The organism is Sphingomonas gei (genome assembly GCF_004792685.1).
GTDB classification, from domain to species: Bacteria; Pseudomonadota; Alphaproteobacteria; order Sphingomonadales; family Sphingomonadaceae; genus Sphingomonas; species Sphingomonas gei.
The window spans coordinates 506,072-528,852 of record NZ_SRXT01000002.1 but is presented as its reverse complement, the minus strand read 5'-3'; the positions used below and the strand labels follow the sequence as shown (position 1 = coordinate 528,852).

Below are 22,781 nucleotides of genomic sequence, written 5' to 3'. Positions count from 1 at the left end.
CCCTGGGGCGGTCGAAAAGAAGTCCCGGGCCGCACGCGGCGGCCCGGGTTGTTCGCAGATCAGAAGTCGAAGCGGACCGAGGCCGAGATGGTACGGCCGGTCAGCACATGGCCCTTGGCCACGCCGCTGGCGGGCAAGGTCGGATCGTCGATCCCGGTGATCGCCAGCACGTCGAACAGGTTGCTGGCATTGACCGCCAGCGTCACCCGATCGACCGGGCGGAACTGCACGAACGCATTGGTCGTGACGAAGCCCGGCATCTTCAGTTGATTGCTGTCGGTGGCGTAGCTGCTCGTCGTGCCGATGAAGGTCGCGCCGACGTTGAAGCTGTCGGTGGTGATCTGCGGCGTCGCCTGGAAGATGAAGTTCGCCTGGTGGTGCGGCGTGTTGCCGACCACCGCCGGATTGATGAAGTCGGTGACGATCTCCGCGTCGGTATAAGTCGCACCCGCGGTCAGGCTGAAGATGCCCAGGCGGTAGCCGCCTTCGAACTCGGCACCCATCGCCTTGTATTCGCGGGCGATGATGTCGCCGTTGGTCGAGTCGATGTTGGTGTCCTCGGCCTTGGCCCAGAAACCGGTGACGTTGATCGTCAGCCCGCCATTGCGGTACTTCACCCCCGCTTCGGCCTGCTTGACCGTGTCAACCGCCGCTTCCGGATAGAGCAGGCTGCCCTCGGTATTGACGATCGGGCTGAACAGCAGGCGATCGGCATTGGCGCGGCCACCGCGGCTATAACGTGCGAACACCGCGAGCGGCTCGGCGAGCCGGTAGTTCAGGCCAACCGAATAGCTCGCATATTTATAGTTATAGTCGACGAGGCCCGGGCGGCTGAGCGGCAACACCGCGACGTTCCTCTCGGGGACCGAGAGCACGCCGTCGCCATTCATGTCCTTGGGAGCCAGACCGATACGGCCATCGCCGAGGTCGGCACCGATCAGCGAACCCTTGGCACTGCCCATGTCATATCGCACGCTGCCGCCGATCGCGAGCTTGCCGATGCGGAAATTGACCGAGCCGAACGGCGCGTTCGTGGTGTAGCCGACGTCATAGCGACGCCGCAGCGTGCTGGCGCCGGGGAGGCCATAAGCGAACACACCATCTTGCGTCAGCTTGGTCCCGCCCGGCGTCACGACATCGAGCAGATTGCCGTCGCCGCCACCCCGGATGTCGCCGAACACCGAGCTCCACGCCCAGTTGGTGTCGATCGTCTGGTGCGAACTGTACAACCCGACCGTGGTGGTGAACTCGCCGCCGGCGACGTTCCACACCCGGCTGGCGCGAATGTCGTTCGTGACATTGTCCAGGCTATTGAACGTGACGTCGCCAATCAGGAGCAATGCGGCGAGACCGTTGCCATTGAGCGTGGTGGGGTTGGCGATCGTCTGGCCAGCATTGGGGCCGGTCGCGAAGCGGATCGTACCGCCGGGTGCGCCGAATGCCGGCGCAAGTGCCGCCGCCGGAAGGAAAGTTGCGGAGACCGTGCTCAGGGCGTGGCCCGATATGTCCGCATAGCGGAACTTCTCAGTGATGTCCCAGCCCGCGACTTCGATCTTGCTCTCGATGCCGAAAGACTTGACCACGGCGCGATTGCCGTTGCGGTAGCTCGTGACGTTGTTGTCGCCGTCAAGTGCGGTCACCCGCTGGAAATTGCGGTTGAACAGTGAATCATGCCGCGCGTCATAGCCGGGCAGCGCGCCATATTCAGGATCGGAATTGGTGCCGGTCACCGAAAGTGGCGTGATGTCGTACATCGGCGAGCGGTCGTCGAGATACTTGCCGTAGAAGCGGACATAGCCGCCGTCGAACTCCTTGGTGACGTTCAGCTTGATCTGGCCGCCCTTGGCCGTAGTGAAGCCGGTCGCGCGCGGGCCCTCGCCGTCGCGCCAGAAGCCCCCCACATGGAAGCGCAGCGTATCGCTGATCTTGGCTCCATAGTCGAAGTCGACGCGGCGCATGTCATAGTCGAGGCCGGTCGACAGCTGGACCGAGCCCCCTTCGGTGTCACCGGTCTTCGAGATGAAGTTGACGATGCCGCCGGGCGAGTTGGAAGCAAAGGTCGAGGCGGAGCCGCCCCGGATTGCTTCGACTGCGGCAAGGTTGAGGTCCGCGCGCAGGAAAGCGTCGGCACCCGTCAGGCTGATGTCGCCGAATTCGAGCACGGGCAGGCCGTCTTCCTGTAGCTGCAGGAACTTGGCGCCGGTCGAAGCGATCGGCAGGCCGCGAATGGTGATGTTGCCATTGCCTTCGCCGCTGGCGGCTTCGGCGCGGATGCCGGGGATGTCGCGCAGGATTTCGGCGATCGAACGCGCGCCGAGCTTGTCGATTTCGCTGGCGCGCAGCGCACTGGTCGAAGTCGCGCTGTCCAGACGGTCGCGGCCCTTGGCCACACCGGTCGAGAAAACCTCTTCCTGCTGCGGCTTCTTTACTTCCTGAGCCGGCTCGGCTGGCTTTACTTCGGTTTCAGCCTTGGGCGTCGCCGAAGCGTTCGCCGTCGTCCCCGCATAAGCGGGCATCGCAAGTGCGATGGGCGCAGCTGCAAGGAAGAGGGTAGCGCGTTTCATTTCTAACTAAGCTCCTGAACGGGTATTTACGTCGATCCGTTATAGGAGAAGCTCTGCGTGAGCCGGCGCAGAACTGTCATATTTGCCGGCAATACGATGCGAGATCTTTGCGCCTTCTCTGAGAAAAGGCTGCTCGCTTCCGCATTTTATCGGAGGCGCGAGGAAGCGCGCGTTAACCACGATCTCGATATGGACAGATCGGCGAAGACCGCTGCAGGCTTGGGGTCAAGCGGGCGATATCACCGCCGTGGAACCTCGACTCGATGGCAGATCGAACGCTGGTTACGGAGTCGACAAATCCTCAAGGTCGCGGAACCGGCCTTCCGACCAAATCACCCACCCCAATTCCTGCACTTGAAATGTAGGATTTCGTCTGCTTCGCTCACGGCGTCGGGCCAAGCTCCGCCGCTCTTTGACGCGTCAACAATCAGCCCCATCTCGCGAAAGAATATTGCGAGATGCACTGCGTTTCCGTGAAAAGAGTCAATTCAAGCGCAAGCCGCCTAGCCGTCGCCGACGCGCTCGATATCGGCGCCGACGCCCTGGAGCTTCTCCTCAAGCCGCTCGTAACCACGGTCGAGATGGTAGACACGTTGGACCTGGGTCTCACCCTCGGCGACCAACCCTGCCAAGATCAGGCTCATCGACGCGCGCAGATCGGTCGCCATCACCGGCGCGCCGACCAGCCGATCGACGCCGTGCACCACTGCAGTGCGCCCGCGCACATCGATGTTCGCCCCCATCCGCGCCAGTTCGGGGACGTGCATGTAGCGATTCTCGAAGATCGTCTCGGTGAGCACGCTCGCCCCGTCCGCCTTGCACAGCATCGCCATGAACTGCGCTTGCATGTCGGTGGCGAAGCCCGGGAACGGCGCGGTCGACAGCGTCAGCGGCTTGATCCCGTTCGGCGCCGCGATACGGACCGAATCGCGCTTTTCTTCCACCGTGACACCCGCTTCTATCAGCGCATCGAGCGTCGCGCGCATGTCGCCCGCGTGGGCGCCGACCAGTTCGAGATCGCCGCCGGTGATCGCCGCGGCGCAGGCATAGCTGCCCGCCTCGATCCGGTCTGGCATCACGGCATAAGTCGCGCCGTGCAGCCGATCGACGCCTTCAATGGTCAGCGTCTCGCTACCGATTCCATCGATCCGCGCCCCCATCGCGACGAGCAGATTGCACAGATCGACGATCTCGGGCTCGCGCGCCGCATTTTCGAGCACGGTGGTGCCCTTGGCAGTCGCCGCTGCCATGAGTGCATTCTCGGTCGCTCCCACCGACACCACCGGGAAGCGGAAGCGCCCGCCCGCGATCCGCCCGCCGGGGGCGCTAGCCTTGACATAGCCCGCGGCGACTTCGATCTCCGCGCCCATCGCCTGCAGCGCCTTGAGATGAAGGTCGATCGGGCGGTTGCCGATTGCGCAACCGCCGGGCAGCGACACCGTCGCCTCGCCGGCGCGGCCGAGCAGCGGCCCGAGCACCAGGATCGACGCGCGCATCTTTCGCACGATGTCGTACGGCGCGACCGTGGAGGTCAGCCGGCCTGCCCGCGCCGTCATCACGCGGCCGAAATCGTTCGGTCGGGTCCCTTCGATCGCAGTCGAGGCGCCTAACTCGTTCAGTAGATGTCCGAAGCTGTCGACATCGGCGAGCCGTGGCAGATTGCGCAGCGTGAGCGGCTCGTCGGTCAGCAACGCGCACGGCATCAGCGTCAGCGCGGCGTTTTTCGCGCCCGAAATGGCGATTTTTCCGGAAAGGCGGTTTCCGCCGCGGATGAGAATACGGTCCATGGCCGAGCTTCTAGCTCGTCCGGACGCAGGCGCAAGCGCGACAGGCCGTGAAACGGGTTGATCGACTTTAATGCATTGATTCCGCGGCACTGCTTTGCATTGCGAGTGGGGGGAATACGAATTCGTGTCGGGTAGTTGTTTTGCGGACATATTGAGCGAGCTCGTCGATCTTACCCAAGGGGAGAAGAGCGCGCTCGAAAAGCTGGAGGAACGCCAGCGGCCGGTGCGCCGCGGGGCGGTGCTGCAGCGTGAGAACGAGCCGTGCAACGAGCTGTTCATCCTCCGCAAGGGGCTGATGATGAGCTATGTGCTGCTCGACGACGGCAGCCGCCAGATACTCCGGTTCCTGTTTCCGGGCGACATGCTCGGGGTGTCGAGCGCGGTATATCAGGAAGCCCCGGAATCGCTCGCCGCACTGTCCGAATGCGTCGTTTCGCCGTTCGACCGGGCGGCCTTGTCCGGCATCATGAGCCAGCATCCGCGGCTCTCGGCGCTGATCCTGGTCTATTGCCAGATCGAACGCGTCGCGCTCACCGATCGATTGGCCGCCCTGGGCCGTACCAGCGCCAAGGCGCGCGTCGCGGCGCTTCTGCTCGAACTGCGCAACCGCCTGCGGCACACCGACAAGAGCATCGCCAGCGCCTTCGCGCTCGGCCTCACCCAGGAGGAGATCGGCGATGCGACGGGGCTCACCGCAGTCCACGTCAACCGCATGCTGCGCCAGCTAGAGGAAAATGGGTTGATCACCCGCGAATCGGGGCGAGTGACGCTCAACGACGAACGCGCGCTCGCGCAGGCTGCGAACTACGTGAACCGCTATCAGGGGCTCGATCTGAGCTGGCTACCCCAGCCGCGCAGCTGAGCTGAAAGCCCCGTCAGGCTTTCTCGAGCGTGCATTGCAGCGGATGCTGGTTCTGCCGGGCGAAGTCGATCACCTGGCTCACCTTGGTCTCGGCGACTTCGTAGCTGAAAACGCCGCACACGCCCACGCCGCGCTGGTGGACGTGGAGCATCACCTGCGTCGCCTCTTCCATGGTCATCCGGAAGAATCGCTGCAGGCACAAAACGACGAACTCCATCGGCGTGTAATCGTCGTTGAGCATCAATACGCGGTACGGCGTCGGCTTCTTGGTGCGCGTGCGGGTACGAGTCGCCAGCCCCACCGACGGGTCGCGCGTCCCCGTGTCGTCGTCGCCGTCCTCGGCCATTCGAGTGAGGTGTTTGCTGGTTTCGGACATCTTGCTGAAAATATGGGCTCATCGGAGGCGAGGCAAGGCCGCAGCCGCGCCATTCATCCTGAAAAGCACCGATCGCCGGCCAAAAGAAAGGGCGGCCGCCTCTCGGCAGCCGCCCATCTACGCATTTACGGGAGCGCTTGCGCGCGCTCAGGCGGTGGTCTTCACCTTCTCGGCGGCAACCGCGAAGCGGCCGGAGATCGGCTGGGCAGCGTCGCCGGCGAGCTTGAGAACGGCTTCGGTGTTCTTCGAAGCTTCGGCAACGTACGCGTCGAACGCGCCGCGGACGAAATCGCTCTGCAGCTTGAAGAACTCGGTCGGCGACTTGACGGTCGCGAGGGTCTTCATCGCGGCAGTCGCGCTCTCGAAGGTCTTGCGGCCATATTCGGCGGCATCCTGGCCGAGGGTCTCGAAGCCCTTTGCAGCGATGCGGCTCGACTCGACGACGGCCTCGAGGTTGCCCTTGGCGAACTCATTGGCTTCTTCGACCAGCTTGGTCGACTTCTCGACGGCGGTCTTGGTGCGGTCGTTCCAGTCGCCGAACAGAGCCTGAGCCTTGTTGGCGGCAGCGGCGGTGTTGTTCTCGAAATTGGTAGCCATGGTGCTGGTTTCCTTGACAATTGTGTCCGCGGCGGTCTCGCTGACGGCCTCGGCGACGTTGACGGTTTCCGCGACGGCGGCTTGCGCCTGCTCTGCCGCGGGTTGAACGATTTTCACTGCTTCCTGCGCGACTTCCACGACCGGAGCCGGTCCCGACGCGTTCACCGGAGCTGCTGCTTCGATGATCGCTTCAGGCGCGGTTTTCTTCTCGGTCTTGGTTGCGACAGCCTCAGCCTTGGGCGCGGCCGGCTTGCTGGCGCGCGCCGCAGGCTTTGGTGCGACCGGCTTTGCCGGTGCCTTCGGTCCCTTGGTGGCCATGTGACTCGGTCCCCTGACTATTGCTGCATCGCAGCATATACGGAGCCATTGCGTGGATTGCAAGCGCGATTTTTGTGCAGTGCACAAAAGTCGTTTTCTCTACGGAACGAGCCGTTCAGCGCGTGCGCACATAGCTCCCAGGTGCATCCTCCAGCGCCTTCAGACTGCCCTTTCCTGGCACAATTGCGCCTTTTGCATCCACTTTGGAGGCATCGATGCTGTCGATCCACGCCACCCAATCGGGCCACCAGCTCCCCTTGGTTTCCTTGGCGCCTTCCATGAACTCGGCGAGCGTCTCGACCTTCTCGTCGTTGACCCAATATTGGTATTTCCCCGCGCCCGGATGATTGACCACCCCGGCAATGTGCCCGGAGCCCGCAAGTACAAATTTGAGCGGCCCCTTGAAGTGATGGGTGATCTTCCAGACGCTTGCTGCAGGCGCGATATGATCCTCGCGGCCGGCCTGGACATAGCTCGGCGTCGTCACCTTTCCGAGATCGATCGGCGTTCCTCCGATCGACATCGAATTGGCCACCGCCAGCTTGTTGTCGCGATACAGGTCGGTGAGATAGCTCAGATGCCAGGCCGAAGGCAGGTTGGTGACGTCCGAGTTCCAGTGGAGCAAGTCGAACGGCACATAATCCTGCCCCATCAGGTAATTGTTGGTGACGTAGTTCCAGATCAGGTCGCGACCGCGCAGCAAATTGAAGGTCATCGCCATGTAGCGGCCGTCGAGAAACCCCTCGCCGCTCAGGCTCTTGATCATCGCTAGCTGGTCGTCATCGACGAAGATCTGCAGGTCGCCAGACTCGGAGAAATCGACCTGCGCAGTGAAGAACGTCGCGCTCTTTACTTTCTCGGGCGCACCGCGGGCAGCGAGCACCGCCAGCGTCGCGGCAAGCGTCGTCCCCGCCACGCAATAGCCGATGGCATGCACGCCCTCGACCCCGAGCAATTCGCGCACCGTGTCGATCGCGTCGATCTGGCCGCGCTCGACATAATCGTCCCACACGACATCCTTCATGCTGGCGTCGGCGGATTTCCATGAGACGACGAACACCGTCAGCCCCTGCGCCACCGCCCAGCCGATGAAGCTCTTCTCGGGGGTCAGGTCGAGGATGTAGAAGCGATTGATCCAGGGCGGGAAGATGATCAGCGGCGTCGCATAGACCTGCTTGGTCACCGGCGAATATTGGATCAGCTCATAGAGCGGGGTGCGCTTGACCACTTTGCCCGGGGTCATCGCCAAATTGCGGCCGAGCTCGAATGCGCCCTCGGCAGTCTGCGTCATCTGTCCCTTGGCGATATCCGCCAGCATGTTCTGCAGGCCCTTGAGCAGGCTCTCGCCCTTGGTCTCGACGATCTTCTCCAGCACCTGCGGGTTGGTCGCCGGGAAGTTGGTCGGGCTCACCGCGTCGATGAAGCCCTTGGTGGCGAAGCGGATCTGCTCCTTCTGCTTCGGATCCACGCCGTCGAGCGAGTCGACGCCCTTCAGCAGATTGTCGGCGATGACGAAATAGCTCTGGCGCAGAAAGTCGAACACCGGCTCCTCGCGCCATTGCGGCGCCTTGAACCGCTTGTCTTTTGCCTGTTCTGGCGTCTCCTCGAACGGCGCCGCATGGGCGGGATCGAGGAAGCGCTGCCACAATTGCATCGTGTCGGCCCAGAAGCCCGCGCTCGCCCGCATCGCCGCGGTCGGATCGAGCATCGTGCCGAACGGGCCCGCCGCGGGCAGTTTCGTCATGTCGAAGCCGTGCTCTAGCATCATCTGCTGCGCCTTCCCCAATACCCAGGTCCAATGCTGAAGGTCCTCGAGGCTGGGCGTCGGTGTCGGGGTATCGGCCATGCATTCTCTCCAGCGGCGCGTACGGCCGCTTTAGCGCCGACAAGCCAACTCGTCATTCCCGGACAGGCAGGAATGGCGTAGGAACGCTTCACGGCGCAATGCAGCGCCAAACCCGAGAGAGAAGTGGAAATGTCCGAAGAGTTCTACCGCATCAAGCGGCTGCCACCTTATGTCATCGCCGAAGTCAACGGCATGCGGGCAGCGGCGCGGGCGGCGGGCGAGGACATCATCGATCTCGGCATGGGCAATCCCGACCTTCCGCCGCCCGACCATGTCATCGAGAAGCTTTGCGAAGTCGCCCGCAAGCCCGACGCGCACGGCTATTCGCAGTCCAAGGGCATTCCCGGCCTGCGCCGCGCACAGGCCAATTATTACGGCCGCCGCTTCGGCGTCGAGATCGACCCCGAGAGCGAAGTCGTCGTCACCATGGGATCGAAGGAGGGCCTTGCCAGCCTCGCCACCGCGATCACGGCCCCGGGCGACGTTATCCTCGCGCCCAATCCGTCCTACCCGATCCATACCTTCGGCTTCATCATCGCCGGCGCGACGATCCGCGCGGTGCCGACCACGCCCGACGAGCATTATTTCGAAAGCCTCGAGCGGGCGATGAACTTCACCGTGCCGCGCCCGAGCATCCTCGTCGTCAATTATCCGTCCAACCCGACCGCCGAAACCGTCGACCTCGCTTTCTACGAGCGACTCGTCGCCTGGGCACGCGAGAACAAGGTCTGGATCATCTCCGACCTCGCCTATTCCGAGCTTTATTATGACGGCAACCCGACCGTCTCGATCCTCCAGGTCAAGGGCGCCAAGGACGTCGCGGTGGAGTTCACGTCGCTCAGCAAGACCTATTCGATGGCCGGCTGGCGGATCGGCTTCGCGGTCGGCAACAAGGATCTCATCGCGGCGATGACGCGAGTGAAATCCTATCTCGATTACGGCGCTTTCACCCCGGTTCAGGCCGCCGCCTGCGCCGCTCTCAACGGGCCGCAGGACATCGTCGAGAAGAACCGCCAGCTCTATCACAAGCGCCGCGACGTGCTGGTCGAGAGCTTCGGCCGCGCCGGCTGGGACATCCCCTCCCCGCGCGCGTCGATGTTCGCCTGGGCGCCGCTGCCGCCGGCGCTCGCGCATCTCGGCAGTCTCGAATTCTCCAAGCAATTGCTCAGCCACGCCAAGGTCGCAGTCGCGCCCGGCGTCGGTTATGGCGAAAATGGCGAGGGCTTCGTGCGCATCGCGATGGTCGAGAACGAGCAGCGCCTGCGCCAGGCGGCGCGCAACGTGCGCAAGTATCTCCAGTCGATGGGGGTCAATACCCCGAGCGTGAAAGCGGGCTGAGAACCGAATCCGTCATCCCGGCCTTGAGCCGGGATCCGCCGCGCGGCTGGGCGAGTAGCTCGAGCCTCTAGCGATTGACGTGCGGAAAGTGGACCCCGGCCCAAGGCCGGGTGACGGTTTGGCTGGTAGTTGAGAGGTCTGCAGTTAAGCCGGCTGGCTCTCGAGCAACTCGCGCACATCGAGCCCGAGCAAAGCGATGTGATCGCGCACCCGCGGCCAATGGCCATTGAGGAAACGCTCGCGCTCGGCGATGCGCAGCCGCTCGACTGCGCCGGGCAGCACGAACATACCAACCCCGCGGCGGACCTCGACATAGTCGTCGTCCTGGAAGCTCTGATAGGCCTTGGCGACGGTCAGCGGATTGGCGCCGTGCTCGGCGGCGAGCGCGCGCACCGAGGGAAGCTGGTCGCCCGCGCGATATTCGCCGCGCAGGATGGCCGCAGCGATGGTGGCGCGAAGTTTGAGGTAAACCGGTGAGTCGTCATGCTCGAGCGCTGTCATGCTGCCTTAATACACCAATTAGCGATCGGGTCCATAGCCGGGATTCCACTGGTGTACGATTTCGGACAGTTCGCGCCGCGGCCGCTCCTCCAGATCGCGTCCCGGCGTGCCGATGAAAACGAACCCGACGATCCGCTGGGGCGCGACACCGAACAAGTCGCGGACCCGGTCCGAATAAGCCGCCCAGCCGGTCAGCCAGCTGCCGACGAACCCCATCGCATGCGCTGCGTGGAGCAGGTTCATGCATGCCGCCCCGGCCGAAAGCTCCTGCTCCCAGAGTGGGATCTTATGCCCCACGACAGGTGCCGACAGTACCACGATCAAGGCCGGCGCCTGCGTCACGAACTGCGCCGCCGCCTCGTCGTCGCGCGCGTTGCAGTCGGGCTTTTCGGCGCGCTGGATCTCGACCAGCGCGAGCGCCAGCGCGGGACGCGCTTCGTCGGGCACGATCACGAACCGCCACGGCGCCAGCTTGCCATGATCGGGCGTCCGGGCCGCGATTGCGGCCATATCGTGCAATTGCGCGAGCGTGGGCCCGGGGGTCACCATGTCGCGGGGTTTGCCCGAACGGCGGGTCTGGAGGAGGCTGAGCGGCGTGGCGCGATCGTTGAAGGTCATGACCGCGATCTAGGGACCCATCCGACGCGCGCCAACTGCGGCTTGTGATCGAAAGCCGCTCGCGACGGCCGCCGGACCTTCTCTCCACCGCTCCGTTCCCCTGCGGACGCAGGGCTCGAGGATCACAAGCGGTGCGCTCTGGGCTCTGGGGCCCTGCTTTCGCAGGGGAACTAGCGATCCCGCCTCAGGTACCCCTGGCTTGACGCAATTGGCGGAAATGCGATCACGCAACTTCCTTTCGTAAGCTGCGGATGTGCGTCAGCGCCACACGCTTTACACCTGCGCCTTTCCGTCTAGTTTGACCGCCCATGCGCCGGGCCAAGTCCCGGAAACAGATATAAAAGGTCGAAATCCCGCATGGTAGAAACCCCCACCGCCGACAGCCCGGCAGAACCCGATATCAGCCACGTCAATCCTGCGGCGGAAAAGACCTGGTTCGGCCACCCGCGCCAGCTCGCACGGATGTTCAGCACCGAGATGTGGGAGCGCTTCGGCTTCTACGGCATGCGCGCGCTGCTGACGCTCTATCTCACCCAGCATTTCATGTTCGGCGATCGCCAGGCGACGGGCATCTATGGCGGGTTCACCGCCCTCGTCTATCTGACCCCGCTGGTCGGCGGCTATCTCGCCGATCAGTTCCTCGGCTCGAAGCGCGCGGTGAAGTTCGGCGCGATCGTAATGTCGCTGGGCTATCTGATCCTGTGCTTCGGCGGGCCCACTGCCAAGCCGCACGCGGTGATCGAAGGCCAGCGCTACGAAGTCTCGATCGAAAGGGCCGGCGACCGCGAGGTCCGCTATGTCGTCGACGGCGCGCGCAAGCTCGAGATCAAGGGCAATGACGACGGCTCGGTCGACCTGCTCGAAAACGGTGCGTCGGCGCGGAAGATCGCCAAGGGTGGCTTCGATTCGGATGCCGATCGCAGCCCGTTTTACGTGATGGTGATGCTGATCGGGCTGTCGATGGTCTCAACCGGCAACGGCTTCTTCAAGCCCAACATCTCGACGATGGTCGGCGAGCTCTACGCAGTCGGCGACCGCAGGCGCGATGCCGGCTTCACCATTTTCTACATGGGCATCAACATCGGCTCGCTGTTCTCGCAGCTGATCTGCCCGTGGCTGGCGGTGGTGTTCGACTGGTGGGCCGGCTTCGGGCTTGCCGCGATCGGCATGATGATCTCGTGGGCGCTGATCCAGTTCAACGGAAACACCCTCGCCGGCTATGGCGAGCCGCCGGCGCGGCCCGAAGTCGAGCGCCAGCAATGGTTCATCTATGGCGGCGCGCTGCTGATCGTGCCGGTCTTCTATTTCCTCTACGTCAATCTGATGAATTCGGTCGAGCCGGTGCCCGGATCGGGGATCGTCGGCTATGTCGCGTCGCTGCCACTGATGGGCAAGTTCCTGTTCGGCACCTTCCTGCTCTCGGTGCCCGGCATCATGATCTGGTCGTTCGTCGCGGGCAGCCGCGCCGAATTCCAGATGATGCTCGCGGCGATGACGCTGATCGTGTTCAACGTCGTGTTTTGGACGCTGTTCGAGCAGGCAGGCTCGTCGCTGACCCTGTTCGCCGATCGCAACACCGACCTGACGATCTTTGGATCCTATGGCATCACCGCGGGCCAGACCCAGTTCTTCAACGCGGCGTTCATAGTGTTGCTTGCGCCGTTCATGAGCATGATGTGGACCGGGCTGGCCAGGCGCGGAGTCGAGCCGTCGATCCCGGTCAAGTTCGGCATCGCGCTGATCGGGGTGGCCTTGGGCTTCCTGCTGCTCGTCTGGGGCGCGCGGTTCGCCGATGCGAACTTCCAAGTCGGGATCTGGTGGCTCGCCGGGCTCTATTTCATCCACAGCTTCGCCGAACTCTGCATCTCGCCGGTCGGCCTCAGCATGATCACCAAGCTTTCGATCGCGCGGGTGGTCGGGCTGATGATGGGGGTGTGGTTCCTGTCGATCTCGGTGGCGCAATATTTCGCCGGGATGATCGCGCAGATCGCCAGCGTCGAGACCGTCGGGGGACAGGTGACCAATCTCAAGGTGAGCCTCAACGCTTATCTCGACATGTTCACGCTGATCGCCGAGTGGGCGATCGGACTGGGCGTGCTCCTGCTATTGCTCAGCTGGCCGCTCAAGAAGTGGATGCACGGAGTCACATAGGATGGGACCGACCGAGGGTGGCTGCCATTGCGGCGCGGTGCGCTACCGCGTCACCGGCGAACCCGCCGCCACCACGCATTGCCATTGCAGCGACTGCCGCCGCATCACCGGCGGGCCGACGCTCGCCTGGGCGATCTTCCCCGAGGACAGAGTGGAGATGCTTGCCGGCGAGGCGACGATATACGAGTCGTCGCCTGGAGTGGAATGGGGCTTCTGCGCGCGCTGCGGATCCACGCTAACTTATCGCCGGGCGAGCCGGCCGGGGCTGTTCGACGTGACCGCCGCGACGCTCGACGATCCCGAGGTCTTTCCGCCGGAGAAGGAGATCTGGATCGGCGAGCGGCTGTCGTGGATCCGCTCCAACGCCGAAGTGCCGCATTTTCCGCGGACGGCGGGGGGCAGTGTGGACTGAAGCAAGTCAGTTCCCCTGCGAAAGCAGGGGCCCAGAGTCCGGAGCGCACCGCTTGTGATCCTGGGTCCCTGCTTTCGCAGGGGAACTAGCGGCCCCGGATACGAAAAGGGGGAGCGTCGCCGCTCCCCCTTTTCAGTAGAACTGGAAAGCTCGCTCAGCCAGCCTTCGCAGCATTGCGGCGGTGCGAGAGATAAAGCGCGATCAAGGAAAACATCGGACAACCCTTATGAAAGTTTCTGCTGCAATGCAGCATAGGACGCATTGGGTCGCAGCGACATTCGTCGCAAATGCAATGTCTCCGGCAGGCGATTGCATATCTTGCAACCGCCCGCCTTCGCTTACCAGATATGCACGCGCTGCTCGGGCGGCAGATAGAGTGCGTCGCCCGGCTTGATGTCGAACGCCTTGTACCAGGCGTCGACGTTGCGGACGATGCCGTTGACTCGGAACATCGCCGGCGAATGCGGGTCGGTGAGCAATTGCTGGCGCTGCGCACCTTCGCGCACCTTGGCCTGCCATGCCTGCGCATAGGACAGGAAGAAGCGCTGGTCGCCGGTCAGCGCGCCGATGAGCTTCGCCTTGCCGTGCTTGGCCTGATATTTCTGGTACGCCGCATAGGCCGCCTCGACTCCGCCGAGATCGCCGATATTCTCGCCGAGAGTCAGCGAACCGTTGATCTTGGTGCCAGGGATCGGCTCGAACGCATTATACTGCGCCGCGAGCGCCGCGGTGCGATCCTTGAAACCCTTCTTGGCCGCGTCGCTCCACCAATTCTCGAATTTGCCGGTGGGGCCGAACATGCTGCCCTGATCGTCGAAGCCATGGCCCATCTCGTGGCCGATGATCGCGCCGATCGCGCCATAGTTCACCGCCGCATCGGCGTTCGGATCGAAATAAGGCGGCTGAAGGATCGCGGCGGGGAAGGTGATCTGGTTCGCCAGCGGATTGTAATAGGCATTCACCGTCTGCGGCGTCATTTCCCACAGCGCGCGATCGACCGGCTTGGGGAAGCGCTGGAGCTGGAGCTGGTGCTGGAATTCGCCCGAACGCATCGCATTGCCGAGCACGTCGCCGCGCTGGATCGTCAGCGGCGCATAATCGATATATTTGTCCGGGTACCCGATCCGCGGCTCGAATGCCGCCAGCTTGGCGAGCGCCGCCTTGCGGGTGGCATCGTCCATCCAGGTCGAGCCGGTGATCCGCTCCTGATAGGCCGCGCGCAGATTCTCGATCAGCTCGCCCATCTGCGCCTTTGCCGTGGGCGGGAAATATTTCGCCACATAGATCGCGCCGACCGCCTCGCCGAGCGCGCCGTTGGTGAGCTGCACCCCGCGCTTCCAGCGATCGCGCTGGACCTGCACCCCGTTGAGCGTGGTCGAATAGAAGCCGAAGCGCGCATCGTCGAACGCCTTGGGCAGGAACTGCGCGTGATCGCTGACGAAGCGATAGGCGAGATAATCCTTCCAAATCGGGAGCGGGGTCGCGACGAAGATCTTGCCGATCGCGCTGATCGCGGTGTTCTGAGTCATCAGCACCGTCGGCGACGAATCGAGCCCGGCGGTCTTGAGCATCAGCGCCCAGTCGAACTCGGGCGCCTTGGCCTCGAGCCCGGAAAGCGGCTGCGGATCGTTGAGCTTGGCGATGTCGCGGCTCTGCTCGGGCGACCATTGCTGCTTGGCGATCGCGGCTTCGAGCGCGACGATCGCGTCAGCCTTGGCGCTGGCATCGGGAATGCCGGCCAGTTCCTGGATCTTCTGGACGTAGCCGCGATAGGCGGTGCGGAACGCGACGTATTTCTCGCCGTCTAGCAGATAATAATCGCGCGGCATGCCGAGGTCGCCCTGGCCGGCGATCGCAGTGTAGCGCGTCGGATCGGCGAGATCGGGGATCACGCCCAGCTCGACCGGCGATGCGTAGCCGGTGCTGGCGAACAGCACCTGCAGGTCCGACAGGTCCTTCACCGCGGCGATCCTGCCGAGATAGGGCTTGAGCGGCGCGGTGCCGTGGGCCTCGACTCCGGCCGCATCCATCCAGCTCGCATAGAAGTCGCCGACCTGCTTGCCCGACCTGCCGTACGCGGCGGGGTTCTTGGCCATATCGTCGAGGATCGCGCGGACGTTCGCCTCGGCTTCGATCGTCAGCAGCGTGCCATAACCGGCGGAGGCGCGGTCGGCGGCGATCTCGGTGCGCTCGTTCCAGCCGCCATTGGCGAAGGTCCAGAAATCGTCGCCGGGCTTCACGCCGGTCTTTTGCGCCGTGAGGTCGACGCCGAAAGTGCCGTATCTCGCCGTGGTCTGCGTCGACTGAGTGAATGCCGGCGCAGTCACCATCACCAGCGCGACGCCTGCCGCCAGACGCGCCAAAGCCTTGATCTTCATCGAATTATTCCCCCGGAAGCAGGTGTATTACCGAACTGTATCGCCGGGGCGTGGCGGGTGCAACGGGCAAATCGGTTTTCGATCACCCCACGCGATTCGCGACCAGATCGTCGACCACCGCCGGGTCGGCGAGCGTGCTGGTGTCGCCCAGCGACGACACATCCCCCTCGGCGATCTTTCGGAGAATCCGCCGCATGATCTTGCCCGAGCGCGTCTTGGGGAGCCCCGGCGCGAACTGGAGCGCGTCGGGGGTGGCGATCGGGCCGATTTCGGTGCGCACCCAGTTGCGCAATTCGGTGCGCAGCGCTTCGTCCCCCACGCAATGCGCGTTGAGCGTCACATAGGCGTAGATGCCCTGCCCCTTGATGTCGTGCGGCATGCCGACGACTGCCGCTTCGGCGACCTTGGGGTGGAGCACCAAGGCGCTCTCGACTTCGGCGGTGCCCATGCGGTGGCCCGAAACGTTGATCACGTCATCCACCCGGCCGGTGATCCAATAATAGCCGTCTTCGTCGCGCCGGCAGCCGTCGCCGGTGAAATATTTGCCGCGATAGGTAGTGAAATAGGTCTGGAAGAAGCGCGCGTGATCGCCCCACACGGTGCGCATCTGCCCCGGCCAGCTCCGCGCGATGCACAGATTGCCCTCGGTCGGCCCGTGCAGGACATTGCCCTCGGCATCGACGATCTGCGGATCGACCCCCGGCAGCGGCAAGGTCGCCGACCCCGGCTTGAGCGCGGTGGCGCCGGGCAGCGGGGTGATCATCTGCCCGCCGGTCTCGGTCTGCCACCAGGTGTCGACGATCGGGCAGCGCCCCTCGCCGACCACTTCGTGATACCAGCGCCACGCCTCGGGGTTGATCGGCTCGCCGACCGTGCCGAGCAGCGTGAGCGACTTGCGCGAGGTCTTGGCGACGAACGCGTCCCCCTCGCGCATCAACGCGCGCAGCGCGGTCGGCGCGGTATAGAGGATCTCGACCTGGTGCCGGTCCACGACCTGCCAGATCCGCGAGGCGTCGGGCCAGTTGGGCACGCCTTCGAACATCAAAGTCGTGCCGCCATTGGCGAGCGGACCATAGACGATATAGCTGTGCCCGGTGACCCAGCCGATATCGGCGGCGCACCAATAGACTTGCCCCGGCCGGTAATCGAATACCAGCTCGTGGGTATAGCTCGCCCACAGCAGATAGCCCGCGCTGGAGTGCAGCACGCCCTTGGGCTGGCCGGTCGACCCCGAGGTGTAGAGGATGAACAGCGGATCCTCGGCACCCATCGGTTCGGCGGGGCACTCCGCCGAGACCAAAGCCGCCGCCTCGTGATACCAGACGTCGCGGCCCGGCTGCATCGCCACCTCGCCGCCGGTCGCCTGGACGACGATGACCTTTTCCATCGCGCGGGCATGCGCCGCCGCGGCATCGACATTGGCCTTGAGCGGCACGCGCTTGCCGCCGCGGCGGCCTTCATCGGCAGTGATCACGACCTTGCTGTCGCAATCGGTGATCCGCCCGGCCAGCGCCTCGGGCGAGAAGCCGCCAAACACCACCGAGTGGATCGCCCCGATCCGTGCGCAGGCTAGCAAGGCGAACGCCGCCTCGGGGATCATCGGCATGTAGATGGTGACGCGGTCACCCTTCTCGACGCCCTCGGCCTTGAGCACATTGGCGAAGCGGCAGACTTCTTCGTGGAGCTGGCGGTAGGTGTAACGCCGCGCTTCCTCGCTGGGCTCGTCGGGCTCCCAGAGGATGGCGATGTCGTCGCCGCGGCGCGCGAGATGACGGTCGACGCAATTGGCCGCAACGTTCAATTTGCCGTCGGCGAACCAGCTGATGTGGAAATCCTCTTCGTCGAAAGACCAGTCGCCGGCGAGTTCGGGTCGGCGGATCCAGTCGAGCCGTTTCGCCTGCTCGAGCCAGAAGCTGCCGGGATCGGCGATGCTGCGACCGTACAATTTCTCATAGCCGGCGGCGTCGACGCGCGCGCGCCGCGCCCATTGCTCGGGCACCGGGTACAGGCTGTCGCTCATCGTTCATCCGCTCCCATTTGTCCGCGTCTCTTGTCCCCAACCACCCTGTCGGCGCAAGCACCAGAATCCGTTACGGCGCCGCTCCGAGCCCTGATTTTCTGCCGCTGCGACAAACTGCGACATTATTTCAGTGGAACTGATCGCGCCCTCCGACCATCTAGCCCAGCATGGTCAAACGTCCGATTGCCCTGACGCTCGTTTTCGCACTGCCGCTCGCCGCCTGCGCGGTGGGCCCCGATTATCGTCCGCGCACCGCACCCGAATTGGGTGTGCCCGACAGCTATTCGGTTCCCGCCGACCAGCGCGCCCGCGAGGATCTGACGCGCTGGTGGGAGAAATTCGACGATCCGCAGCTCGCCTCGCTGGTCCAGCGCGCGCAGACGTCGAACCTCGACATCGCCCAGTCGGTGACCCGGCTGCGTCAGGCGCGCGAATCTCTGGTCCAGCAACGCGCGTCGCTGTTACCGAGCATCAGTGCCTCGGGCGGCGCATCGCGCAGCGAATCGCTTCGTGGCGGAACGACCACCACCACGCTTCCCGACGGCAGCGTCACGTCCTTCTCGACCGGCGGCCGCAACAGCTTCTCGCTCGGCGCCGATGCCAATTATCAGCTCGATCTGTTCGGCGGGGTCCGCCGCGGCGTTGAGTCCGCCCGCGCCGGCTATGAGGCCGCGGGCTTCGATTACGCGACGGTGCTGATCTCGATCGAAGCGGAGACCGCGCGCAATTACGTTCTCGCCCGCGCGGCGCAGGCGCAGCTCGCCAATGCGCGCAATTCGCTGGCGCTGCAGGAAGACAATCTCCAGATCGCCCAGTGGCGCGTCCAGGCCGGACTGGTCTCGACGATCGACCAGGAACAGGCGCGCGCCCAGCGCGCCCAGACCGCCGCGACGATCCCCAGCCTCGAAGCCAATTACAACGGTTTCGTTTCGCGGCTCGGCGTGCTCACCGGCCAGGCGCCCGGCGCGCTCAAGTCCGAGCTCGAAGCCGTCAAGCCGATCCCGCGCGGGCCCGCGCAGGTGGCCGCCGGCATCCCCGCCGAGGCGCTGCGCCAGCGGCCCGACATCCGCGCCGCCGAACGCAACCTCGCTTCGGCCACTGCGCAGATCGGCGTCGCCGAGGCGCAGCTTTACCCTTCGCTCGGCATCGGCGGCAGCATCGACGTGGGCAGCAGCACGCTCAGCTCGATCTTCGACGTGATCACCGGCCGGCTGTTCGCCAACATCGCTCAGACGATCTTCGACGCCGGCCGCACCCGCAGCCAGGTCCGCTCGGCGCAGGCCGCGGCGGAGGGCGCATTTCTCTCGTACAAGCAGACGGTGCTCACCAGCCTCGAGGACATCGAGAATGCAGTCGTCGCGCTGCAGACGGCGCAGCGCCGCGAGGCCGAGTTCCGCATCGCCCTCGAGGCGGCGGACAACCAGGCACTCCTTGCGCGCCTGCAATATCGCTCGGGCCTGTCCGATTTCACCACGCTCAACCAGGCCGAGAGCCAATTGCTCTCGGCGAGCAATGGCCTTGTCGGCGCGCAATCCGATCAATCGACGGCGTTGATCCAGCTCTATCTGTCGCTTGGCGGCGGCTGGGACAGCAATGTCACTCCCACGGCCCCGGCGCGGGCCTCATCGACCACAGGCGGCTCCGCGAATGGCGACTGATCCCAACAAGAATCTCGACGAGTTTCTCGGCACACCCACCCGCCCATGGTGGAGGCGCTGGCTCAAGTGGATCATCGTCGGCGCGGTCGTCCTGCTCGCGGTGCTGCTGCTCTCGCGGGTCTTCTTCGGCGGCGCCACCGCGACACAATATTCCACCGAGGAGGCGGCGCGGGGCAATCTGACCGTCACGGTTTCCGCCACCGGCAAGCTCGCGCCGACCAACCAGGTGCAGGTCGGCTCGGAGCTTTCGGGCCTGGTCGAAACCGTCAGTGTCGACGTCAACGACCGCGTGGTGAAAGGCCAGCCGCTCGCCGTGCTCGACGTTTCGCAGCTCGACGACGAGATCACCCAGGGCCGCGCGCAGCTCAACGCGCAGCAGGCGCAGGTGGCGCAGGCGCAGGCGACCGTCGCCGAATCGCGCGCGCAGCTCGGTCGGCTCGAGGAAGTCAGCCGCCTCTCGGGGGGGCGTGTCCCCGCCAAGGTCGAGATGGAACAGGCGCGCGCGGCCTTCCAGCGCGCCAACGCCGCCCTCGCCGCGGCGCAGGCCAATGTCGTCGCGGCGCGCGCCGGGCTCTCGTCGAACGAGACGCGGCGCTACAAGGCAGTGATCCGCTCGCCGGTGAACGGCGTCGTGCTCGCCCGGCAGATCGACGCCGGCCAGACCGTCGCCGCCTCGTTCAACACGCCGACCTTGTTCGTCATCGCCGAGGACCTTTCGGCGATGGAATTGCAGGTCGCGATCGACGAAGCCGATGTCGGCTCGGTCAAGGATGGCCAGCTCGCGAGCTTTACCGTGGACGCTTTCCCGGGCAAGACCTTCCCGGCGACGATCACGCGCGTCGATCTCGGCTCGAACCTCTCGGGGCAGACGGCGACGAGCACCAGCACGACAGCCACGCAGTCGCAGGTCGTATCCTATGCGGCGACCCTCAGCGTCGCCAATGCGGACCAGCAGCTTCGCCCCGGCATGACTGCCACCGCAGAGATCATCACCAAGGCACGGCCCAACGTCTTGCTCATCCCCAATGCCGCGCTCCGCTTCAAGCCGGGTGCCGGCGGAGCGGGCGCGAGCGGCAGCCAGGGCGGCATCGCCGGTGCGCTCGTGCCGCGCGGGCGTCGTGGCGGCGGCGGTGCAGCGGAGAAGTCGGCGACGATGAGCCGTGGCGCACAGCAGACCGTGTACGTGCTCGGCGACGAGGGCCAGCCGCAGGCGGTGCAAGTCACCACCGGCGACACCAACGGCACCGTCACCGAAGTCACCGGCGGCGATCTCAAGCCCGGCATGAAGGTGATCACCGGCCAGCTTGCCGCGGATAGGGGCACCAGCCAGCGCCGTCAGGGCAGCGGCCAACGGCGCCAGGGTGCCGGCGCCAATGGCGGCGCGGGAGGCCAGCGTGGCGCCCAATGAACCGCCGATCATTCAGCTGCGCGGCGTCAGCAAGGTCTATGGCGAGGGCGCGACAGCGTTCCAGGCGCTCAAGAGCGTGGATCTCGACATCGCGGCAGGCGATTTCGTCGCGGTGATGGGGCCGTCGGGCTCGGGCAAGTCGACGACGATGAACATCCTCGGCTGCCTCGACGTGCCGAGCAGCGGGCAATTCCTGTTCAAGGGTCTGCATGTCGAGCGGCTCGATCGCGATCAGCGCGCGCTGCTGCGGCGAAAATATCTCGGCTTCGTGTTCCAGGGCTTCAACCTGCTCGCGCGCACTTCGGCGCTCGAGAATGTCGAGCTGCCTTTGCTCTATCGCGGCGATGGCAAGAAGGAGCGCCGGGCGACCGCGATGGCAGCGCTCGACAAGGTCGGGCTCAAGGAGTGGTGGGACCACACGCCCGCCGAGCTTTCGGGCGGCCAGCAGCAGCGTGTCGCCATTGCCAGAGCAATCGTCACCAACCCCGACGTGCTGCTCGCCGACGAACCCACCGGCAATCTGGATTCGGAGCGCTCGGTCGAGATCATGAAATTGCTGACCGAGCTCAACCAGACCAGCGGGATCACCGTGCTGATGGTCACGCATGAGCCCGACATGGCTGCCTTCGCCCGCACGATCGTCCACTTCAAGGACGGGCTGGTCGAGCGGATCGAGGCGCAGCACCTGCAAGGCGAGGTGGTGGCGTGAGCGGTAATACCCCGCCAAGGATGCAGCGCTAGATGCTCGGAACCACCTTCTCGCTCGCGGTCCGCTCGATCTTCCGCCACAAGCTCCGCTCGTTCCTGACGACGCTCGGCATCATCATCGGCGTCGCCGCAGTGGTGGCGATGGTCACGCTCGGCAAGGCCACCACCAAGGCGGCGCAGCAGCAGGTCGCCAGCCTCGGCACCAACGTGCTGCAGGTCCGCCCCGGCCAGGGCTTCGGCCGCGGCGGCGGCGGCCCGCGCCCGCCCGACTTCAAGGAAGAGGATGTCGAGGCAGTCGCGCGCCAGGTCGCCGGCGTCAACGCCGTCGCCCCCCAGGCGCAGTCGACCGCGACGGTGATCTATCAGGGCGCCAATTGGTCGACGACGATCAACGGCACCACCAACGCCTTCTTCCAGGTCCAGCCCTGGCCGTTGGTCTCGGGCCGGACCTTCACTCGCGCGGAGGAGCAGGCGGGCAAGGCCGTCTGCATCATCGGCAACACGATCCGCACCAACCTGTTTCGCGGCGGCGAGGCGGTGGGCGAGCGGCTGCGCGTCAACGGCGTGTCGTGCGACGTGATCGGCACGCTCTCGACCCGCGGGCAGGGCGGGTTCGGCGATCAGGACGACGTGATCGTCATGCCGATCAAGCAAGTCCAGCGCCGGTTCACCGGCAGCCGCGACATCAGGCTGATGCTGGTCGGCGTCGACCCGGCCTATGACAGCGCGCAGGTCCAGGAATCGATCAAGCAGGTGCTGCGCGAACGGCGCCAGATCAGCGGCGGCAAGGACGACGATTTCAACATCTTCGACACCGCCCAGATCAGCGCGACGCTTACCGGCATCACCACCCTGCTCACCCAGATCGTGACGGCAGTGGCCGCGATCAGCCTGGTCGTCGGCGGCATCGGCATCATGAACATCATGCTCGTCTCAGTCACCGAACGGACCCGCGAGATCGGCATCCGGCTCGCGATCGGCGCAGTGGCCAGCGAAGTGCTGATGCAATTCCTGATGGAAGCGGTGGTGCTGTCATGCCTCGGCGGGCTGGTCGGGCTGGTGGTGGCGCAGCTCGTGGTCTTCGGACTGGCGCCGCTGATGCAAGTCGAATTCATGTTCGAGCCGCAGATCAACGTCATCGCCTTCCTCGTCTCGGCGGTGATCGGGGTGGTGTTCGGCTATTTCCCCGCGCGCCGCGCCGCCAGCCTCAACCCGATCGATGCGCTAAGGCACGAGTGA

17 protein-coding genes are annotated in these 22,781 nt (G+C 64.9%); 8 read left to right on the top strand and 9 right to left on the bottom strand.

Annotation, left to right across the window (positions count from 1 at the left end):
* Window positions 1-59 precede the first annotated feature (59 nt).
* Both E5A73_RS06390 and murA read right to left on the bottom strand, forming a co-directional pair.
* A complete protein-coding gene (locus tag E5A73_RS06390) occupies window positions 60-2,564 on the bottom strand; it encodes a TonB-dependent receptor domain-containing protein (protein WP_206366399.1) in 2,505 nt (834 codons plus the stop codon).
* 503 nt (window positions 2,565-3,067) lie between these two features.
* Window positions 3,068-4,351 carry a UDP-N-acetylglucosamine 1-carboxyvinyltransferase gene (gene murA / locus E5A73_RS06385; RefSeq protein WP_135962953.1) on the bottom strand — a complete coding sequence of 428 codons (1,284 nt, stop codon included), beginning with the start codon at window positions 4,349-4,351 and terminating at the stop codon, window positions 3,068-3,070.
* Window positions 4,352-4,502: 151 nt separating this feature from the next.
* Between murA and E5A73_RS06380 the strand changes: the two genes are divergently transcribed.
* A complete protein-coding gene (locus E5A73_RS06380; RefSeq protein ID WP_135962952.1) occupies window positions 4,503-5,213 on the top strand; it encodes a Crp/Fnr family transcriptional regulator in 711 nt (236 codons plus the stop codon).
* 13 nt (window positions 5,214-5,226) lie between these two features.
* On the opposite strand, the gene clpS is transcribed toward E5A73_RS06380, so the two are convergent.
* The 3 genes from clpS to E5A73_RS06365 all read right to left on the bottom strand — a co-directional run bounded on the left by clpS (window position 5,227) and on the right by E5A73_RS06365 (window position 8,350).
* A complete protein-coding gene (gene clpS / locus E5A73_RS06375; RefSeq protein WP_135962951.1) occupies window positions 5,227-5,559 on the bottom strand; it encodes an ATP-dependent Clp protease adapter ClpS in 333 nt (110 codons plus the stop codon).
* 177 nt (window positions 5,560-5,736) lie between these two features.
* Window positions 5,737-6,504, bottom strand: coding sequence for a phasin family protein (locus E5A73_RS06370; RefSeq protein WP_135962950.1), 768 nt, complete (start codon window positions 6,502-6,504; stop codon window positions 5,737-5,739).
* Between the two features lie 115 nt (window positions 6,505-6,619).
* Window positions 6,620-8,350, bottom strand: coding sequence for a PHA/PHB synthase family protein (locus E5A73_RS06365; protein ID WP_135962949.1), 1,731 nt, complete (start codon window positions 8,348-8,350; stop codon window positions 6,620-6,622).
* A 129-nt stretch (window positions 8,351-8,479) separates the two neighbouring features.
* Between E5A73_RS06365 and E5A73_RS06360 the strand changes: the two genes are divergently transcribed.
* Entirely contained in the window at window positions 8,480-9,688 is a 1,209-nt protein-coding gene (locus E5A73_RS06360; RefSeq protein WP_135962948.1) for an LL-diaminopimelate aminotransferase, read from the top strand.
* 144 nt (window positions 9,689-9,832) lie between these two features.
* On the opposite strand, the gene E5A73_RS06355 is transcribed toward E5A73_RS06360, so the two are convergent.
* Both E5A73_RS06355 and E5A73_RS06350 read right to left on the bottom strand, forming a co-directional pair.
* Window positions 9,833-10,189 carry a GntR family transcriptional regulator gene (locus E5A73_RS06355; RefSeq protein ID WP_135962947.1) on the bottom strand — a complete coding sequence of 119 codons (357 nt, stop codon included), beginning with the start codon at window positions 10,187-10,189 and terminating at the stop codon, window positions 9,833-9,835.
* Window positions 10,190-10,207: 18 nt separating this feature from the next.
* Entirely contained in the window at window positions 10,208-10,807 is a 600-nt protein-coding gene (locus E5A73_RS06350) for a nitroreductase family protein (protein WP_135962946.1), read from the bottom strand.
* A 357-nt stretch (window positions 10,808-11,164) separates the two neighbouring features.
* On the opposite strand from E5A73_RS06350, the gene E5A73_RS06345 reads away from it, so the two are divergent.
* Window positions 11,165-12,958: a peptide MFS transporter gene (locus tag E5A73_RS06345; RefSeq protein WP_135962945.1), complete on the top strand. Its 1,794-nt coding sequence runs from the start codon at window positions 11,165-11,167 to the stop codon at window positions 12,956-12,958.
* A gap of 1 nt (window position 12,959) precedes the next feature.
* The gene (locus E5A73_RS06340) at window positions 12,960-13,370 is read left to right on the top strand and encodes a GFA family protein (RefSeq protein WP_135962944.1); all 411 of its coding nucleotides are present in this window, start codon (window positions 12,960-12,962) and stop codon (window positions 13,368-13,370) included.
* Window positions 13,371-13,708: 338 nt separating this feature from the next.
* Here the strand turns inward: E5A73_RS06340 and E5A73_RS06335 are convergent, their stop codons facing one another.
* Window positions 13,709-15,748 (bottom strand): M13 family metallopeptidase, encoded by a 2,040-nt coding sequence (locus E5A73_RS06335; protein ID WP_206366398.1) that lies wholly within the window; start codon window positions 15,746-15,748, stop codon window positions 13,709-13,711.
* Window positions 15,749-15,830: 82 nt separating this feature from the next.
* Complete coding sequence (gene acs, locus E5A73_RS06330; RefSeq protein WP_135962943.1) at window positions 15,831-17,768, bottom strand: acetate--CoA ligase; 1,938 nt, start codon at window positions 17,766-17,768, stop codon at window positions 15,831-15,833.
* A gap of 167 nt (window positions 17,769-17,935) precedes the next feature.
* Here acs and E5A73_RS06325 point away from each other — a divergent pair, with 167 nt between their 5' ends.
* Genes E5A73_RS06325 through E5A73_RS06310 form a run of 4 tightly spaced genes read left to right on the top strand, consistent with a single transcriptional unit; the run spans window position 17,936 to window position 22,781 of the window.
* Window positions 17,936-19,426, top strand: a complete 1,491-nt coding sequence (locus E5A73_RS06325) for an efflux transporter outer membrane subunit (RefSeq protein ID WP_135962942.1) — start codon at window positions 17,936-17,938, stop codon at window positions 19,424-19,426.
* Window positions 19,416-20,834, top strand: coding sequence for an efflux RND transporter periplasmic adaptor subunit (locus E5A73_RS06320; protein ID WP_135962941.1), 1,419 nt, complete (start codon window positions 19,416-19,418; stop codon window positions 20,832-20,834). Before E5A73_RS06325 ends, E5A73_RS06320 begins: the two co-directional genes overlap by 11 nt.
* The gene (locus E5A73_RS06315; protein WP_135962940.1) at window positions 20,800-21,543 is read left to right on the top strand and encodes an ABC transporter ATP-binding protein; all 744 of its coding nucleotides are present in this window, start codon (window positions 20,800-20,802) and stop codon (window positions 21,541-21,543) included. Before E5A73_RS06320 ends, E5A73_RS06315 begins: the two co-directional genes overlap by 35 nt.
* 32 nt (window positions 21,544-21,575) lie before the next feature.
* Window positions 21,576-22,781 carry an ABC transporter permease gene (locus tag E5A73_RS06310; protein ID WP_135962939.1) on the top strand — a complete coding sequence of 402 codons (1,206 nt, stop codon included), beginning with the start codon at window positions 21,576-21,578 and terminating at the stop codon, window positions 22,779-22,781.